The 16,215-nt window shown below is 62.6% G+C and carries 18 protein-coding genes; 5 read left to right on the forward strand and 13 right to left on the reverse strand.

Going from position 1 to position 16,215, the window contains the following annotated elements; genetic code table 11:
- Nucleotides 1-98 precede the first annotated feature (98 nt).
- The 8 genes from CCR96_RS03825 to CCR96_RS25290 form a co-directional block, all read right to left on the reverse strand.
- Nucleotides 99-866: a type I restriction endonuclease gene (locus CCR96_RS03825; protein ID WP_201217549.1), complete on the reverse strand. Its 768-nt coding sequence runs from the start codon at nt 864-866 to the stop codon at nt 99-101.
- Nucleotides 863-2,062 (reverse strand): restriction endonuclease subunit S, encoded by a 1,200-nt coding sequence (locus CCR96_RS03830; RefSeq protein ID WP_201217551.1) that lies wholly within the window; start codon nt 2,060-2,062, stop codon nt 863-865. The genes CCR96_RS03825 and CCR96_RS03830 overlap by 4 nt, the downstream gene beginning before the upstream one ends.
- On the reverse strand, nt 2,059-3,945 hold the full coding sequence (locus CCR96_RS03835) for an ATP-binding protein (protein ID WP_201217553.1): 1,887 nt from the start codon (nt 3,943-3,945) through the stop codon (nt 2,059-2,061). Before CCR96_RS03835 ends, CCR96_RS03830 begins: the two co-directional genes overlap by 4 nt.
- Entirely contained in the window at nt 3,938-5,452 is a 1,515-nt protein-coding gene (locus tag CCR96_RS03840) for a type I restriction-modification system subunit M (protein WP_201217556.1), read from the reverse strand. The genes CCR96_RS03835 and CCR96_RS03840 overlap by 8 nt, the downstream gene beginning before the upstream one ends.
- On the reverse strand, nt 5,449-5,760 hold the full coding sequence (locus tag CCR96_RS03845; RefSeq protein ID WP_201217558.1) for a hypothetical protein: 312 nt from the start codon (nt 5,758-5,760) through the stop codon (nt 5,449-5,451). The genes CCR96_RS03840 and CCR96_RS03845 overlap by 4 nt, the downstream gene beginning before the upstream one ends.
- Nucleotides 5,757-7,331, reverse strand: coding sequence for a type I restriction-modification system subunit M (locus CCR96_RS03850; protein WP_201217560.1), 1,575 nt, complete (start codon nt 7,329-7,331; stop codon nt 5,757-5,759). The genes CCR96_RS03845 and CCR96_RS03850 overlap by 4 nt, the downstream gene beginning before the upstream one ends.
- A 4-nt stretch (nt 7,332-7,335) precedes the next feature.
- Nucleotides 7,336-7,851, reverse strand: a complete 516-nt coding sequence (locus CCR96_RS25285; RefSeq protein ID WP_338035801.1) for a DUF4357 domain-containing protein — start codon at nt 7,849-7,851, stop codon at nt 7,336-7,338.
- A 73-nt stretch (nt 7,852-7,924) separates the two neighbouring features.
- Nucleotides 7,925-8,293 (reverse strand): GIY-YIG nuclease family protein, encoded by a 369-nt coding sequence (locus CCR96_RS25290; RefSeq protein WP_338035802.1) that lies wholly within the window; start codon nt 8,291-8,293, stop codon nt 7,925-7,927.
- A gap of 387 nt (nt 8,294-8,680) precedes the next feature.
- On the opposite strand from CCR96_RS25290, the gene CCR96_RS03860 reads away from it, so the two are divergent.
- The 3 genes from CCR96_RS03860 to CCR96_RS25725 all read left to right on the forward strand — a co-directional run bounded on the left by CCR96_RS03860 (nt 8,681) and on the right by CCR96_RS25725 (nt 11,820).
- Nucleotides 8,681-9,346, forward strand: coding sequence for a hypothetical protein (locus CCR96_RS03860; protein WP_201217563.1), 666 nt, complete (start codon nt 8,681-8,683; stop codon nt 9,344-9,346).
- Nucleotides 9,347-9,638: 292 nt separating this feature from the next.
- On the forward strand, nt 9,639-11,231 hold the full coding sequence (gene recD2, locus CCR96_RS03865; protein WP_476702827.1) for an SF1B family DNA helicase RecD2: 1,593 nt from the start codon (nt 9,639-9,641) through the stop codon (nt 11,229-11,231).
- On the forward strand, nt 11,215-11,820 hold the full coding sequence (locus CCR96_RS25725; RefSeq protein ID WP_476702828.1) for an ATP-dependent DNA helicase: 606 nt from the start codon (nt 11,215-11,217) through the stop codon (nt 11,818-11,820). Before recD2 ends, CCR96_RS25725 begins: the two co-directional genes overlap by 17 nt.
- 83 nt (nt 11,821-11,903) lie before the next feature.
- Here the strand turns inward: CCR96_RS25725 and CCR96_RS03870 are convergent, their stop codons facing one another.
- Nucleotides 11,904-12,554 (reverse strand): peroxiredoxin, encoded by a 651-nt coding sequence (locus CCR96_RS03870; RefSeq protein ID WP_201217565.1) that lies wholly within the window; start codon nt 12,552-12,554, stop codon nt 11,904-11,906.
- Between the two features lie 346 nt (nt 12,555-12,900).
- On the opposite strand from CCR96_RS03870, the gene CCR96_RS03875 reads away from it, so the two are divergent.
- On the forward strand, nt 12,901-13,602 hold the full coding sequence (locus CCR96_RS03875; protein ID WP_201217568.1) for an SOS response-associated peptidase: 702 nt from the start codon (nt 12,901-12,903) through the stop codon (nt 13,600-13,602).
- Entirely contained in the window at nt 13,599-13,835 is a 237-nt protein-coding gene (locus CCR96_RS03880) for a hypothetical protein (RefSeq protein WP_201217570.1), read from the forward strand. The genes CCR96_RS03875 and CCR96_RS03880 overlap by 4 nt, the downstream gene beginning before the upstream one ends.
- Here CCR96_RS03880 and CCR96_RS03885 read toward each other — a convergent pair.
- The 4 genes from CCR96_RS03885 to CCR96_RS03900 all read right to left on the reverse strand — a co-directional run bounded on the left by CCR96_RS03885 (nt 13,816) and on the right by CCR96_RS03900 (nt 16,070).
- Nucleotides 13,816-14,505 carry a hypothetical protein gene (locus CCR96_RS03885; protein ID WP_201217573.1) on the reverse strand — a complete coding sequence of 230 codons (690 nt, stop codon included), beginning with the start codon at nt 14,503-14,505 and terminating at the stop codon, nt 13,816-13,818. The two genes, CCR96_RS03880 and CCR96_RS03885, sit on opposite strands and share 20 nt — an antisense overlap.
- An 8-nt stretch (nt 14,506-14,513) precedes the next feature.
- A complete protein-coding gene (gene tsaA, locus CCR96_RS03890) occupies nt 14,514-14,981 on the reverse strand; it encodes a tRNA (N6-threonylcarbamoyladenosine(37)-N6)-methyltransferase TrmO (protein ID WP_201217582.1) in 468 nt (155 codons plus the stop codon).
- A complete protein-coding gene (locus CCR96_RS03895; protein WP_242518445.1) occupies nt 14,978-15,448 on the reverse strand; it encodes a hemerythrin domain-containing protein in 471 nt (156 codons plus the stop codon). Before CCR96_RS03895 ends, tsaA begins: the two co-directional genes overlap by 4 nt.
- A 142-nt stretch (nt 15,449-15,590) precedes the next feature.
- The gene (locus CCR96_RS03900; RefSeq protein ID WP_201217584.1) at nt 15,591-16,070 is read right to left on the reverse strand and encodes a YbaK/EbsC family protein; all 480 of its coding nucleotides are present in this window, start codon (nt 16,068-16,070) and stop codon (nt 15,591-15,593) included.
- Nucleotides 16,071-16,215: the final 145 nt, after the last annotated feature.

The raw sequence follows: 16,215 nt of genomic DNA on the forward strand, positions 1-16,215 counted from the left end.
CAGGTTCATCGCGCCGCCTCGCCAATCAACATTGCCCGGCAGTTTGAACCAGACGCGCGGAAATGTCCAGATCCGAGGGTAAGTGCTTCTAAGGTGCGTCAGTTAGGCGTAGAACGGTTTCGCCCTGGTGTGCTGTGTTGTTCGGCTTCATCCTCCGGCCGCCAAGGCCCCCACAGCTGTACCGGCATGCGGATAGAGCCGTAGCGCAGTTCCTTGCCTTCGCTAGCGACACTGAACACATTGCAGGCGAACAGCTCCGGGACGAACTGTTCGTAGTCGGTGTGGACCTGGATCGCCCCATCAACCCAACTCACTGACGGGCGCACTGGGGTCTTGGCCTCAATCAACACCAACGGCAGCCCGTTGATCAGCAAGACTAGGTCTGCACGGCGCTCGGCCGGGCCAGCGCGGAACAGGTACTGGCTGGTGACGAGGTACTGGTTCTGCGCCAGATCGTCGAAGTCCAACAGGCGCACTGTCACATGCTCGCCGTCATTGCCGAAGGGCATCGAGCGTTCGCCGCGCAGCCAGGCGGTGAACTCTTCGTTGGCGCGGATCAGGCCGTCGGAGCGCACCGACAGTACGATGGCGCGCAGCTTGTAGAGCACCTCGTCAGCGCGCTCGGGTCGTTCGGCGATGCAGGGGTTCAGCCGGATCAGGGCGGCGCGCACCAGCGGCTCGGAGAAGACGTCCTGCGGCGCGCGTGGCAACGCAGCCGGGGGCAGGTAGATCCAGCCGGCACCCTTGCTGACGACGCCATAGATGCCGCGGGCATCTTGGAGGTCAAGCGGGTTGTCGTTCGCCGTGGCGCCGCAGAGCAGGTCGCGGAAGTAGGCCTCGATGGTGTTGGATTCGGTGAAGGTCATTGCTCTTCTCCGATTTTCTTGGCCAATGCCGATTGGAACAGTCGGCGACCTTTTTCGGCGCGAGAATACTGAGCAGCGATTCCAATCTCGATGCTTTTCAAAAGCTCAACAATTTTTTCTTGAGTTGACCACTCGGGTACTGATATAGGAAGCGGACGCAACACAGCCAGATTGATGTTTTTCTGCGCCGTTTGGGTCGCTACAGCATGCTCGAGGTGGGTCCGCCTGTACCGCAGCACGTATTCTAGATAGTCCACGATCACCCTATCGCCGGGAATTATTCCTACGACGCTGTCTGGGCACCAAGTTTCTTCCGTTGTGATTGCCGTCGCCCCGATTACGGCCGCGATGGTGATAAGTATGCTATCAGGGGGGAACGAGCGGCTGTATTTCACGCCTAGATCAGACAAATGCTGAGACGCCTTGAAGTTTCTGCCGCGAGCGGACGCAACATCACCAGTCTGCGCGAAAGGGTAGGGTCCCCCGTAGAACTCTGGCAAATTTCTCGGCCGATGGGAAAACTTGCCACGTTCAACAGTAGCCACATCAGCTAGCGGTAATGTTTCCCATTGGGGAGACGATGATGGGCTGATTTCGATCTGAGCATTACCATCATCAACCCCTTGTGTGAAGATTCGATGCAGCGAAGAGCTGAAAAGTCGGTGGCCGGCTTGTGCGGCTGCTAAACTCGAATCGCTAGCCGACGCAGCTTGGCGACCAAGGTTTGCAATCCGCCGCTGCTCTTCCAACGGCGGCAGCGCGAACTCCTGCTTTGCAAGCGTCTTCCAATTGATGGTTGGAGACAATGAGCCGACCGAGATTTGCTTCGCCCTGTCCATGAATAGATCGGACTGCATGAAGAAGGGCAGGAACTCCGGAAGCACCACATCCGGCTTGGCACGCAGCACCAGTGAATGCGCCGAGGCGATGCCGCGCCACTCAGCAACACCGAGCTTGCGCTGATAGGCCCGGCGGCGACCGAAAATGATGTCCCCCGGCTCGAACAACAGCTTGGTAGCGGTCACATCCGCTGGCGAGCCCCAGCGGCGGATCTTCAGGCTGTCGGAGTCGAGGTGTTCCAAACCGACGTAATATTCGACACCGGCTTCGTTTGGATCATCGACGCGGACGTTCACGTTCTGCGCCATCTGTTCGAACCGCAGGCGGCGCCACCCCTGTTTCAGTCCGTCACTCATTCAGAATCCTCCTGCTCCGGCTCGCTGGCCACATAGGCCTGATGCGGGTGCTTCGCGCTCTCCGGGTAACGCAGCTTGAGCTGCCCTTCGCTGACCATGGGGATCAGGTGCTTGTTGCGCAGATAGCTGCGCTTCTTGTTGAGTAAGGTTGCAAGCTCCTCGCCGGTCAAAGGGCGCCAGGCGCAGAGGCGAATAATGAACTGGCGCAAGGTCTTTTGGTCGAGTCGACCGGTTTGCTCAGCGAGCAAGGTTGCAAGCTCGGGCGGCAAGGTTGCATGCTCAAGGTTGCAACCTTCCTCGGTGGGCTGGCGTCCTTCGCGTGCCGTCGGCACTTTCGTTTCGTTCTCGAACAGCGGTAGGTGTGCTTGCTCGGGCTGCGGCTCGGGTTCGACCAACGGGTCTCTTAGCGTGTAGTAGGTCCGGTTACCCGCGCCTTGCTTGATCAGCAGCCCTCGATCGCGCAGGCGGCGGAGTACGGCGCTCGCGGTGAGGGTGTCGAGGCCAGAGAAGTCCCGGCAAGCGGTATTGTTCACGGCGCCAGTCTCACGCGCGTAGAGAAGGATCTTGGCTTCGTCGCCGCTCAATGCGGTGCTCGTGATGCGCTTGAGCCACTGGTGATCTTGCTCGGTGAGTAGGTTGTGCAGAAAGAGCGTGGCCTTGAACTCGTTCTGCTCCCGCGCTGAGCTGAACTCCGGTGGTGGGAGTCCTGCTTGGGTGGAGAGCCGGCGCATCACGCGAATGCCAGAGCCCTTGGTCTCGGCCCAGTGCAGGTCATGGAGCACGGCGGCGATGGTCGGATTGCGCAAGCGCGAGCCAGGGGTGCCGAGATCTGCCACTGGCTTGAGCGAGTAGCCCGGATTGAGGACCTCGATGCGGTTGCTGTAGCGAATGATCTGCACCGGACTGTTTACATGGTAGCTGCGGTGCATGGTGGCGTTGGCGAGAGCCTCCCGGATCACTTTGTCCGGCAGGATGGGCTCCTGCCGGCTCTGTAGCTCGCCCTCGTCGAGGCGGAAGCCACGCGGAAGGTCGTCGAGGATGGTGCTTTGCAGCTGCCGCAAGGCGAGCAGGAGCGGCTTGCGCACATCGAGCGTGGCGGCGAAGCGCTCGTCGGGGTCTTCAAGCCATTGGGTGCCGTTGACCCGGATGTAATCGATGCGCAACGCGGGCATCAGCCGACGTAGTGCCATGGATTTGCCGAACAGCACGATGCCGGCAACGGTGGGTTTCAGCGCATCATTGGCGCGCCGCAGCGCGCCGATGGCCTCGAGCAGATCGTCATCGCCATAGGTCAGTTCTTCTGCGGCGGGGTTGAGATTGGCGCGCAGACGGCGGTATTCGGCGATGGCTTGGGGATCGAAGTCGTCGCGGGTCGCGTCTTGCACGATGGCCTTATCCGGGCCGCTCTGCGGTTGGCTGTCGCCGCGCAGCACCCAGATGTCTTCATCGGCACAGCGATGGTCTGCCGACCCGATGCGGCGAAAGGCGCCGCTCGGCAGGCCAGTCGCTTTGAAATAAATGGGCTTTTGGGTGACATCGGCCTCGGGAACGAAGACCACGATCAGCGTTTTTCCATCAATCGACTCGACCTGCATTTCGGGACGCAGAACCACGTTGAACATGCCGGCACATTGACTGGCCAGATCGCTCTGAAGCTTGTCGGGATCGGGGAGGCCGGCTGGCCAATACACCACATCGCCTTTCTCGTTACGCTCCCACTCGACGCCGAGCAGCAGATAGCCACCATCGAGGCCGGGCTCGTTGGCGAAGGCGCAGACCGTTTGCTGGACGGATTTACCGATGTCGCGCGCCCTTTTGGCCTCGATCTGGACCGACTCGTCCAGGGCATTGAGTTCTTCGAGTAGCTCGGCGGCGCTACGCATCGGCTTTGCTCTCCGCTGTCAGTCCATCAAGCGTCTCGATCAACGCATCCATCTGCTGCCAGAAGGCGCGACCACCCTGCTCCCAGTCGTCCCAGACCTCGCGCAGGCTGCGCTGGTCCTCGGGCTTGCCGGTTTCGGCTTTGGCGCGCTTGACGTAAAGTGGGATGGAGAGACTGTGACCGTTGGCGGTGATCTTTGCGAGGTCCGCAACGCGGCAGAAGCCAGGTTCGTCGGTGAAGGCGTGGTACGCGTCGGCGATGCGCCTCTGGTGTTCCGGCTTGAGAAAACTGTAGGCGCGCTCGCGGGTGATCTCGTTGACGGCATCGATGAACAGGACGCGGCCCTGGCGCTCAGGCGGCTTGCTCGCGCGGCAGATGACGACGCAGGCCTCCATCGGCGAGTTGAAGAACAGGTTCGGCCCAAGACCGAGCACGCAGTCGAGCTGGTCAGACTCGATGAGCTTCTGCCGCATTGCGCGCTCTTCTTGGCGGAACAGCACGCCATGCGGGAACAGGATGGCGCAGCGGCCGGAGCGCGAGTCGAGGCTGGAGAGGATGTGCTGGAAGAAGGCGTAGTCGGCGCGGCCCTGCGGCGGGGTGCCAAGGCTATTGCGGCCCCAGACATCGCTCTGCCAGGCATTGCGGTTCCAGCGCTTGATGGAGTACGGCGGATTGGCCAGCACAACGTCGAAGGTGGCGAGCCGGTCACTAGCGGTGAAGTGCGGTGCGTCCAAGGTATCGCCGCGGGCGATGTGGAAGTCCTCAACACCATGCAGCACGAGGTTCATGCGAGCGATGGAGGCAGTCATGTGGTTGCGCTCTTGCCCGAAGAGGCCAAGCGTGCGGTGCTCGCCGCCGGTGCGCTTCACCTCAGCCAGAGCGGCGATGAGCATGCCACCCGTGCCGCAGGTGGGGTCGTAGATGCGCTCACCAGCCTGGGGGCGGAGCATCTGCGTCATCAGGTGAACGATGGTGCGGTTGGTATAGAACTCCTGGGCGGTGTGGCCGCCGTCGTCGGCGAAGCGGCCGATAAGGTATTCATAGGCATCGCCGAGGGTGTCCTCGGGGACGTTGGCGATGCTGAGCGTCTGCGTGGAGAAGTGCTCTAGCAGGTTCTTGAGTGTGTAGTCCGGTAGTCGTTCTTTGTTGGTCCAGGGGGCATCGCCGAAGATGCCGTCGAAGCGGCCCGGGTTGGCGGCTTCGATGGCGCGCATCGCGGTCTGGAGCGCACGACCGAGGTCCTTGGGCAATGTGCGCACGTCGTTCCAGTGGGCGCCGTTGGGGATGATGAAGCGCTCGTTGGCCTCAGCCTTAGCCAGTTCCACATCGTTGCCGTAGTTCTCCAGCGCCACCGCATAGTCCTCGTCCCAGACATCTGAGAGGCGTTTGTAGAACACCAGCGGGAAGATGAACTGCTTGTAGTCGCCGGCGTCGACCAGGCCACGGAGGATGACCGCGGCGCCCCAGAGATAGGATTCGAGTTGTTGGAGGGTGAGGCGCTGACTCATTTGGAGCGCGGCTTCCAGGTCCGTTCTTCTTCCTGATAAGGCCGCCAGTGCTCAAATGTACCGAGGCGACCGAGATATTCACCGGCGATCCCCGGCTCCCACTGGTAACGATCGGTGAACTCGTCGAGGAAGCAAAGAAGGTGGTAATAGCCTCGCGGCCCGATCTGGCGCCAGAGTTCTTCACCCAGATAGTCGCCGTTGATGCCTTTGTGCTCGACGAGACTGCGGTGCAGATCCGGCAGGAACTCGTCAATCACATCCTCCCGCGTCTGAGAGCGTTGCTCGGTCGGAAATGATGGCTTCGTCATTCTTCGGCCCCACTTGTCTTGAGCTTTTCGGTGTCACAGTCGAGCCACCTGCCCTCGATTATTTCTCGCCGCAACGCATCCTCTGCCTCTCGTACCCGCTCCAGTGCAGCCTTGAAGTCAGCGATGGCCTCCGGCAGCGGCGGGATATCTTTGCCAATGGGCGGCAACACGTAACGGGAGATATTGAGTGTCCAGCTTTCCTGCTCGATCTCGTCGAGGTCGACGACACGACAATGGTCCTCGACATCCTCGAAGCTCTTGTACCAGCTGACGATGCGCTCAGCGTGTTTGGGCTGCAGGTGGTTCTGCGCGCGATCTTTGCGAAACAAGCTAGAGGCGTCACAGATCAGCACCTTGCCGGCGGTCTCAGGCTGCTTATTAGTGCGCAGCAGGAGGATACAGGCGGCGAGTCCAGTGCCGTAGAACAGGTTCGGTGCTAGACCGATGACAGCCTCGATCAAATCTTTCTGCAGCAGGTGTTGGCGTATCTTGCCCTCGATTCCACCACGGAATAGCGCGCCTTGCGGGAGGACAACAGCCATCGCACCAGTGGGTGGTGCCATGGATTTGACCATGTGCTGCACCCAGGCGAAGTCGCCGGACTTGTCGGTTGGTAAACCGGCGAAGGCGCGGCCCCAGGGATCGCTCTCCCAGACCTCGCGGCCCCACTTCTCGAGCGAGAACGGTGGATTGGCGATGACGATATCGAAGGTGGCGAGTCCGCCGGTGGCGGGGTCGGTGAAGACCGGGTTGCGCAGGGTGTCGCCGCGCTCGATCTGGAAGTCCTCAACGCCGTGCAGCAGCAGATTCATCCGAGCGACGGATGAGGTGGTGAGGTTTTTCTCCTGCCCGAACAGCCGCCCGAAGAAGGTGCGTAGATCGCCGCCGCGATCGCGCACATGCTCGACGCAGGCTAGCAGCATGCCGCCGGTGCCGCAGGCGGGATCGTAGATGGTCTCGCCCTCTTGCGGTTCGAGGAGATCGACCATCAGCCGCACGACGCTACGCGGGGTGTAGAACTCGCCGGCCTTCTTGTTTGTGGTGTCGGCGAACTTCTTGATCAGGTATTCGTAGGCATCGCCGATGATGTCGTTGCGCACCGCCTGATTGCCCAGCCGCAGGGCGGAGAAGTGCTCGATGAGGTCTTTCAGTAGGTCATCGGGCAGGCGTTCCTTGTTGGTCCAGGGCGTATCGCCGAAGACGCCGTAAAGGTGGTCCTGATTGGCGCGCTCAATGCCGCGCATGGCGTTGCCGATGGCGGTGCCGACATTGGCGGCGGTCTGACGCACGTCACGCCAATGACAATCCTCTGGCACCTGAAAGCGATGCTCGTCGGCGAAGGCCTCGCCATAGGTGGCAACCATCTCTTCGTGTTCTTCGTCCCAGACATCGCAGAGACGCTTGAAGAACAGCAGCGGCAGGATGTAGCTCTTCCAATCGGTCCGGTCCACGGGGCTACCGCGCAGGATGTTGGCGGCTTCCCAGAGGTGGGATTCGAGCTGCCCGAGCGTGAGCGGCGCGGGAGTTGCCTTGGACAAGGCCGTTTCCAGTGGGATATCTGCTTGCTTCATGTGCTCAAGTTGCCGGGGAAACGCTTTCGCTGGCAGTGGATTTTTGAATTTGCTGATCCTGCCAAGCGGCATAATTGGTCTGCGTGCCCTCGATCTTCCAACTCAACCGGCCATTGTCGGTGCGCCCCAAGATGACAGCCGAGGCGGCGCTAGGACTGGAAAAGGCGACATCTTCGGTAAAGCGCGCAAGGCCGGTGGATTGATCCTGCTTGATTTGTCCGTTATCCATCAGCTTCTGCTGGAGCTTGCTATAGCTGTGCGATGCGTTTGCTTTGGCCTTGCTGATCCAATGCGGAACGGCAAGCGACCCTGAGAGCACGACAAAGTCATCGTCAATCTCACGGGCTCTTGCGCTAATTCCAGTCTTCTTGTGGGTGAGTTCGAAGACTGGCCCATCGTGTTCTTGAGCTGCGGGTGATGCTGATGGTGTTTGGTGCATCGACGGTTTCGGCGCTTCGCGAAAGAACTCAATCCCGAGCACGGGAAGGATGAGTCGGATCTGCTCGATGAAGAACTCCATGTCGGAGCAGTCGGCCTCAGGCAGCGGCACCACCGGCGGCGCGGTGCCATTGTCGAGCGTGGCGCGCTTGGCCTTAGTCGCGGTGCCGATCAGGCGCGACTCCAGATAGCGCGCGTGCGCCTTGGTGATGTTCTGGTCCTTGCTGGTGATGACGCAGGTGCGCTCCCAGTAGGTCTTCTTGGTTGTGTTGCTTAAGGCGGGCGCCGACTTGGTCGCTCTCGCCGATGTAGAGCATCGTGCGATCGGGGTCGTCGGGATCGCGACCATGCAGCAGGTAGACGCCGGTGCGCGCGACCTCGGGACGGGCGAGGAACTTGGGCAGCTCGGTGCGAGGGCCGGTCAGGACGTGGCCGGTCCAGTTCATGATCTCGGCGGTGATCAGACCGGTCGATTTGCCCTCGACGAGGAAGAGCCGGACGCTGCGGCCGATGGCATCGGTCATCGGGCGTCGCTCGGGTTCATCAGTGTGCGGCTGTATCGCGACCCACGCACTGCAGGATCATCGGTTATGCGCGCTTGCACCAACGCTGGTGCGAAAGCTGAATGCCGCGCAGACCACAGGCGCGCTGGATTGACGTAGCTGGTCCCCATCCTCTCTCCATCCACTGCCCTGTGCTGCGATCCTAAGAATCGCGCCGCGATTTACCCCTAGCATTCGATACTACTCGTGTCTGCTGCGGGTAAACACTGATCTAAGCCAATCACTCGGGGTGAGTGTAGACCAGAAACAGAGTGCGGTCTTGAGCTAGCGCAATCGAAGGATCGCGGTTGCCGTTTTGCGCTACGCTCTCAAGACAGGGCTCGTGGGGGGGCCTCGAGGATTAAGTACATGCCAACACAGCACCCAGCGCTGCGAATTGAGATCGTCGGCGAGAAGGTGGTTCAGCGGGCGAGCAAAGGCCGCAACCAGTGGCTATTTCTGAAGATGTTTGACGGCCGCACGGTGGGCGCTTTTACTGAGGCGGCTAAGGCACGCACTCGCCAGTCACCTACTGGAACCTTTCAGCAAGGAAACTGGTGGGATCGCGAGTTGAGCTACTGCTTAGAGAAACGGGTGATCCGTTTAGTCGACGCTCAGGTGGCGAGGGCACCGTCTGCAGCGCCGGCAGTTGCCACCTCCGCTGCGATGCCGGGAGCCGATCAAGGCATGGCTAAGCCATTGCCCGCTGCGTCATCCGACCAACGCCCTGCCCGCACGATGAGCAACAACAGCCCCGTGCTGACCGGCCAAGCCGGACTCTACCTGGTGACGCTGAACAACAAAGAACCCATTTCCACCAATGCGGCAGACCCTCGCATCGCCGAGCGCTGTGCAAAAGTCAACCGCGAGCACTGTAAGTTCGGCAGGGCGAAGGATTTCGCGAAGCGACGGGGCAGAGGCGGTGACGACGATGCCCTGCTCGCCAAAGCCGCCGGGCCAGTGCATGAGCAGCAGGTCGACATAGCCGAGGCCGAGAGTGTGTTGTCCGTGATCCGATTCGCTCCCAGGCGGTAACGCCGATCGGGGCGCCTTAAGCCGATCGCTAGGATCGCGTTGCATGGGTATCGGCATCGGCGGCTCAACAGCGAACGATCGAGCATCCCATCGCCCACTCCATCAGGCCAATCGATGGTGGGTTGATCCGTGTCCACCGCCTCATAGCCCCGACCCCGTTCGCCTGCAGATCGACCAAACGCAAGTGACTCACCCAGCAGGCAATCAGCGTCCAATCGCCAAAGACATCGGCAACAAGCGGCAGGCTCTCATCGCCAGCTCCCGCCCCTGGCCAATTCGCTACACTGCCCCGATGTCACCTCCCTCCCCCAGCCATGCCACCGACCATCCCCACGAGCGTCTCTCCGGCAGCATCGAGCGGCTGACCTTCCACAGTGAGTCAACCGGCTTCTGCGTGCTGCGGGTCAAGGTCCCTGGCCAGCGAGACCTGGTCACCCTGGTTGGCAGCGCCGCCGCCGTCAGCCCCGGCGAGACCATCGAAGCCCTGGGCCAGTGGGTGCAGGACGCCAAGCATGGGCTGCAGTTTCGCGCCGAGCGCCTGCAGGTGATCCTGCCCGGCACCCGCGAGGGGATCGAGAAGTACCTCGGCTCCGGTCTGGTTCGGGGTATCGGCCCACACTTTGCGCGGACGCTGGTCAACGCCTTCGGCGAGGCGGTGTTCGAGATCATCGAACAGAGCCCAGAGCGTCTGGAGGAACTGCCCGGCATCGGCCGCAAGCGCCGCGCTCAGATCACCGCCGCCTGGGCCGAGCAGCAGGTGGTGCGCGAGATCATGGTCTTTCTGCAATCGCACGGTGTCGGCACCGCACGGGCGGTGCGCATCTACAAGACCTATGGCGAGGCGGCGATCCTCACCGTCAGCGAGAATCCCTACCGCTTGGCGCTCGATATCTGGGGCATCGGTTTCAAGACCGCCGATACCCTGGCACAGAGCCTCGGCATCCCGCGCGACTCGCCGCTGCGTGCCCGCGCCGGTGTGCGCCATGCGCTGCAGCTCTGGTCCGAGCAGGGACACTGTGCCTCGGAACCCGAGGCCCTCTTGGCCCAGGCCAGTCAGCTGCTAGAGATTCCGGCGCCGATCATCGAGCAGGCGATCGAGGATGAGGTACAGGCCGAGCATCTGATCCGCGATCAGGGGTTGCTCTATCTGACCCCGCTCTATCGCGCCGAGCAGGGCTGCGCGGTGCAGCTGCAGCGCCTGTTGCAGGGCACTCCGCCCTGGGGCCAGATCGATGTCAGCCGTGCCCTGCCCTGGGTCGAGATCCAGACTGGGCTGACGCTCGCGCCCTCGCAGCGTGCGGCCCTGACCACACTGCTCTCGAGCAAGGTCGCGGTGCTGACCGGTGGTCCCGGGGTCGGCAAGACGACCTTGGTCAACAGTCTGCTGCGCATCCTCCAAGCCAAGCAGGTCGAGGTGCAGCTTGCCGCCCCGACCGGACGTGCAGCCAAGCGCCTGCAGGAGACCACCGGCTGCGAGGCAAAAACGGTTCATCGGCTGTTGGAGTTCGACCCCAGTGCCTATCGCTTCAAGCGCGATGCCGAGTATCCGCTGGAGGCGGAGCTGTTGGTGCTGGATGAGGCCTCGATGCTGGATACGGTGCTGATGAACCAGCTGCTGCGGGCGTTGCCGGATGAGACTGCGCTGCTCTTAGTCGGCGATGTCGATCAGCTGCCGTCGGTGGGTCCAGGTCGGGTGCTGGCGGATCTGATCGCCTCGGGGGTGATCCCGACGGTGTGCCTGACCGAGGTGTTCCGTCAGGCGCTGTCCTCGCGGATCATCGTCAATGCCCATCGTATCCACAGCGGCGAGCGGCCGATCGCCCCGGCTAAGGGGGAGACCAGCGACTTCTATCTGATCGAGGCCGCTGATGCGGACAACCTCTGAGAAGCTCGTCGCCAGTGTCACGCAGCGCATCCCGAAGCGCTTTGGGTTCGATCCGCGTGCGGACATCCAGGTGCTGACGCCGATGAATCGGGGTGGGCTCGGCACGCAGGCGCTGAATCTGGCCTTGCAGCAGCGACTCAATCCCGATGCGCAACCGCGGCTGCAACGCTTCGGCACCACCTATGCCCCGGGCGATAAGGTGATCCAGCGCGTGAACAACTACGACAAGGAGGTGTTCAACGGCGATATCGGACAGATCACCCGCATCGATGCCGAGGCGGGCCTGGTGGTGGTGGAGATCGATGGCCGGGCGGTCGAATATGAGGCCAGCGCACTTGATGAGCTGGGCCTGGCCTATGCGATCAGCATCCACAAGGCGCAGGGCTCGGAGTATCCGGTGGTGGTGATCCCGTTGGCGATGCAGCACTACGCGCTGCTCGAGCTCAACCTGCTCTATACCGGGGTCACCCGCAGGCGGCAATTGGTGGTGCTGATTGTGGAGGCGAAGGCGTTACGCATCGCGGTGGGGCGGCAACAGGCGACGCGGCGGATCACGCGCTTGGCGCAGCGCTTGGGTGGGCTTGGATGAGTGGCTGGACAGCGGCGCGGTGCGGGCTGTGGTGGTCGCTGGTCAGGGCGGCGTTTGAACGCCGCCCGTCTTCGCTCCCTGGATCAGAGTGCTTTCTTGCAGAAGTACCAGTCACTGCACTCATAGCCCTCGGCCATGCGCGCCTCGGCCTGCTCGGCGGTGGCCGGCGGTGGCACAATGACCTTGTCGCCCGGCTGCCAGCCCTCGGGGGTCGCCACGCCGTGCTCATCGGAGGTCTGCAGCGCCTTGACCAGCCGCACGAACTCATCGATCGAGCGGCCGTTGCTCATCGGGTAGTAGACCATCGCGCGTAGCACGCCATTGGGGTCGATGATGAAGGTGGCACGCACCGCCGAGGTATCGCTCGCGCCGGGCTGGATCATGCCGTAGGCCTTGGCGACCTGCATCGAGAGATCGGCGATGATCGGGAAGCCGATCTCGACACCGAACTTCTCCTTGATGTTGCGCTCCCAGGCGATATGCGAGAAGTTGCTGTCGATGGACAGGCCAAGCAGCTCGCAGCCGAGCGCCTTGAAGTCCGCATGGCGCTTCGCGAAGGCGATGAACTCCGTGGTGCAGACCGGGGTGAAGTCGGCCGGATGCGAGAACAGCACCAGCCATTGGCCGCGGTAGTCCTCAAGGGTCTTGCGACCATGGGTGGTTGGGGCATCGAAGGCCGGGGCCGACTCGTTCAGGCGCGGCATGGCGGGGGTAGTCTGGATGTCGGTGGTCATGGGTACAGCTCCTAATCGCTTGGTGTGGAGGCCTCGTTCGAGGTTGACACCAGGTTAGGCGCCGCGACCGCTCACGTGAAATCGTTTGATTGGATGAGCTCGATGGGCCTGGCCTATTGTGTTTTGTCAATCGATCGATCAGACCTTTCATTGATCCGATCAACAGCCCTCCGCAGCGGTCGATTGGCCGGCTGCTGACTGTCCTGGCCTGCGCCGCATCCGATGTGCCCGGAGTCGGGCAGCCACTGGCAGGCGAGCTGCTGCAGCCTGAGTTTGTCAGACGCGCCATGCATACGCTCGCCGACGTCGCCCGTTTACTCGTTACCTTGACCGAAGGAGGTTCGGCATGTGCGGACGCTTCGCCCAATACGCCGATCCCGAAACCCTCGCCGATCACTTCGGGCTCGCGACGACAGCGGTTGACGCACAACCGCGCTACAACGTCGCGCCAACCCAGCCGGTGCTGGCAGTCCGACTGACAGAGGACCAGCAGCATCGCGAGTGCGTGAACCTGCGCTGGGGCCTGGTGCCGTTCTGGTCCAAGGGACCGGATAACCGCTACAGCATGATCAACGCCCGCGCCGAGACGGTGGCGAGCAAGCCGGCCTATCGGGCCGCGTTTGCGCAGCGTCGCTGTCTGATCCCGGCCGATGCCTTCTATGAATGGCAGCCCGGCAAGGATGGCAAACAACCCTATGCGATCCGCCGCAAGGATCAGGCGCCGTTCGCGATGGCTGGACTCTGGGAACACTGGGAAGGCGACGACGGGGCCGTCATCGACTCTTGCACGATTATCGTGACTGAGGCCAACGCGTTGTTGGCGGCGATCCATGATCGGATGCCGGTGATCCTGGCGCCTGAGGACTATGGGAACTGGCTCGGCACTGGGCGAACGGACCGGGAGACAGACAAGGCGTTGCTTCAGTCCCTGCTCAAGCCGGCCGATCCGAGCGGCTGGGAGGTCTATCCGGTCTCATCAAGGGCGGTGAACAAGCCGGCCAACGACAGCCCGGAACTGCTCGAGCCATTCGCCGCTGGAGCGCCATGAACGCATCCCCGCCCACTGAGACCCTGACGCTTGAGATCGACCCGTCCTTGCTCGAGCATGTGCGCGAGCGCCTAGCACAGCGGCATCGCGATACCCCGCCTGAGGAGCTGGTCGCGGCGCTGGTGACCAGCATCCTCGACAACTCTGGCTACCCGATCAGCGCCGCGCGCACGGACGCTGGCCAGATCCAACTCCGCTATCGCCTGCGCTCGTTCAGCGAACCGATCCTGTAGCACCGTCTGGACTCACCCCGAGGTCGTCCCGCGATGCCGGCTGGCGCAACGCAAGATAGAGCAGCGGACCCAGTAGCGGCATGTGCACAGCCTGCGCGGACCAGCCGCTCAGGCGCAGCCCGCGCCGCTGTCGATCCATCACCGCACAGCGATGCAGCGCGAGTGTCAAGACTAGGAGATCGGCACTCATCACGGCGATGAAGGCCGAGTCCTGAAGCTGGGCGGCGAAGACGCTCGGGTTGCCGGCGATGACGGCAAATCCAATCAGCCCTACGGCTATCAGCAGCAACACCACGCCGGTGATCCGCGAGCCGAGCGCGCGCACAAAGGCAACGGGTGCCCGTTGCAAGGGCGCGCGCAGGTCCCGTATCACCAGATAGGGCAGCAAGACGAAACCACCCAGGACGAAGCTGCCCAGCGCAAAGGGCCAGGGGTTGGGCTTGCCGGTGTCGAACAGCAGGATGGCGAGGAAGGCAACCGGCAAGACCCCGAGCAGGTTGAACACGGCGATCGCGATCGGATCGACGGCTTGCACGCGCGCCAAGGCGAGGTCGCGGAGTTGGCCGAGCAGGTCTGCTGGAACCGGAGGTGTGAACAACAGCGCGTAGGCCAGCAGCAGGAGCCAGAGTACGGCGAACAGCCAGCGGTCGGAGCGGTGATCAGTTAACACGAAGTCAATCAGGTTCCTGGGTTGGTCATGAATGCCGAACGCGCTGGCTTCAGGTCCAATAATGGCGTGCCATCCAGGCAATCCAACCCGCGCACCCGCAGCAGCTGGCCTTCGACTCCCATCAGCTCGACAACGCTGCTGCCAATCGGATTCGGCCGCACCGGCGAGCGCAGCGCAAAGGTGCCAACGGGATGATCCCGTCCTTTCGGGCATTGCAGGACCAGGTCGCGCCGGGACTGATCGAGCCAATAGAGTACCTCCAATGCGCTCCGCAGCTCGAGACCGACCAGGGCCTGATCCCAGGGCTGGAAGACCTCGATCTGACACTCCGGACCATCAAGGCCACCTTGGCGCGGACAGTCTTCGCGCCGCGGCCAGGGGGTGTGGATGCGCCCGATGTACTGCAGCCAGGCGTCTGACGCTTGGGGGTGCTCCACGGCGATCTCGCCCGGGCGTCTGGCTTGCTGTTGACTCATCGCGGCGCTCCGGGCGCGCCGCCCTTGCGCGCTGTCGTCGGACAAGCTGAGCGCGCTGCCGCTTCGTGCAGCACGCCCAGCTCGTTGAGCACGGCGGGCTCCAGCACCTGCTGCGCGGTCTCGAACAGGGTCCGCTCTTCAAAGCGGATATGCGCCTGCAAGGCGTCACCGAAGCGCGCCGGGGCATCAGGGGCTTCGCTCACAATCAACCCCCGCAGCTCGGTATGCTCGGCAAGCGTTTGCTCAACCAAGGCCTGCTGGCCGGCGACCCGTAAGGCGGGAAGCAGCCCCCGCTCCTCAAGCTGGAAGTGCGGTTCAAGCTCATCGGCAAAGCGCGTCTTGATCTCGGCCCAAGCGGCTCGGCGTTCGGGGTCTACGACCGTCGTCAGCTCACGCGCCCGCTTGGCCAAGACCAGTGCTGATTGATGGTCATGCGACAGGCGCACCAGGTTGGGATCGCGTTGCATCGGCAGGGTCCGAATCGAGAGCTGAGGGTTGAGGGTTGAGGGTTGAGGGTTGAGGGTTGAGGGTTGAGGTTCCCACTGCCGGGTCTGGGTGGTCAATGCCTCACCGCGACCGGCGGCCAGACACCGGGCTTCCAACGCCGGCTTAGACCGCGACCTCAACCCGCTTTGGCGACAACAGACGTTGCAGATCCGCGCTGCGCAGCCTGAGGATGTAGCCGCGCTTGCCGCCGTTGATGGAGAGCTGCTCGAGCTGCAGGATGCTGCGCTCGCAGTAAACCGGCATCGTCCGACGGGTCGCAAAAGGTGAGGTGCCACCGACCTGGTAGCCGGCGTGCTTGTCCGCGATCTGCGGTGCGCAGGGCTGAATCCGCTTCGCGCCGATCTGGCGCGCCAGGGCACCCGTCGCGACCTCGCGATCCCCGTGCATCAGCATGATCAAGGGCTGAAGTCGGTCGTCTTCCATGATCAGGGTCTTGACCACTGGGTGCTCATCAACGCCCAACGCCTGAGCCACCTCAGCCGTGCCACCACCATTGTAGATATAGCAGAAGCCGCTGAAGGGGACGCCAGCCTGGCGTAGAAGCCGCACCGCGGCGGTCACAGGTTCTTTGGTTCTTGTCATCTCATTCGCCACCGATCGAAAGTCTTGCCCTCTTGGGGTTACCGGTCACACTAGCGCTCAGCACAACAGCCCCGGTTCGGACGTTCATCGTCCAGGAGACACAGACGATGCACACAGGTTACGCAATGACCACCGGCGCCGGCAC

It is taken from the genome of Halochromatium roseum (genome assembly GCF_016653315.1).
In the GTDB taxonomy this organism is placed as follows: Bacteria; Pseudomonadota; Gammaproteobacteria; order Chromatiales; family Chromatiaceae; genus Lamprobacter; species Lamprobacter roseus.

Coding starts and splice junctions, on each gene's coding strand:
- CCR96_RS03825 (WP_201217549.1), bottom strand. CDS start 866: ATGACCTTCACCGAATCCAACACCATCGAGGCCTACTTCCGCGACCTG.
- CCR96_RS03830 (WP_201217551.1), bottom strand. CDS start 2,062: ATGAGTGACGGACTGAAACAGGGGTGGCGCCGCCTGCGGTTCGAACAG.
- CCR96_RS03835 (WP_201217553.1), bottom strand. CDS start 3,945: ATGCGTAGCGCCGCCGAGCTACTCGAAGAACTCAATGCCCTGGACGAG.
- CCR96_RS03840 (WP_201217556.1), bottom strand. CDS start 5,452: ATGAGTCAGCGCCTCACCCTCCAACAACTCGAATCCTATCTCTGGGGC.
- CCR96_RS03845 (WP_201217558.1), bottom strand. CDS start 5,760: ATGACGAAGCCATCATTTCCGACCGAGCAACGCTCTCAGACGCGGGAG.
- CCR96_RS03850 (WP_201217560.1), bottom strand. CDS start 7,331: ATGAAGCAAGCAGATATCCCACTGGAAACGGCCTTGTCCAAGGCAACT.
- CCR96_RS25285 (WP_338035801.1), bottom strand. CDS start 7,851: ATGGAGTTCTTCATCGAGCAGATCCGACTCATCCTTCCCGTGCTCGGG.
- CCR96_RS25290 (WP_338035802.1), bottom strand. CDS start 8,293: ATGACCGATGCCATCGGCCGCAGCGTCCGGCTCTTCCTCGTCGAGGGC.
- CCR96_RS03860 (WP_201217563.1), top strand. CDS start 8,681: ATGCCAACACAGCACCCAGCGCTGCGAATTGAGATCGTCGGCGAGAAG.
- recD2 (WP_476702827.1), top strand. CDS start 9,639: ATGTCACCTCCCTCCCCCAGCCATGCCACCGACCATCCCCACGAGCGT.
- CCR96_RS25725 (WP_476702828.1), top strand. CDS start 11,215: ATGCGGACAACCTCTGAGAAGCTCGTCGCCAGTGTCACGCAGCGCATC.
- CCR96_RS03870 (WP_201217565.1), bottom strand. CDS start 12,554: ATGACCACCGACATCCAGACTACCCCCGCCATGCCGCGCCTGAACGAG.
- CCR96_RS03875 (WP_201217568.1), top strand. CDS start 12,901: ATGTGCGGACGCTTCGCCCAATACGCCGATCCCGAAACCCTCGCCGAT.
- CCR96_RS03880 (WP_201217570.1), top strand. CDS start 13,599: ATGAACGCATCCCCGCCCACTGAGACCCTGACGCTTGAGATCGACCCG.
- tsaA (WP_201217582.1), bottom strand. CDS start 14,981: ATGAGTCAACAGCAAGCCAGACGCCCGGGCGAGATCGCCGTGGAGCAC.
- CCR96_RS03895 (WP_242518445.1), bottom strand. CDS start 15,448: ATGCAACGCGATCCCAACCTGGTGCGCCTGTCGCATGACCATCAATCA.
- CCR96_RS03900 (WP_201217584.1), bottom strand. CDS start 16,070: ATGACAAGAACCAAAGAACCTGTGACCGCCGCGGTGCGGCTTCTACGC.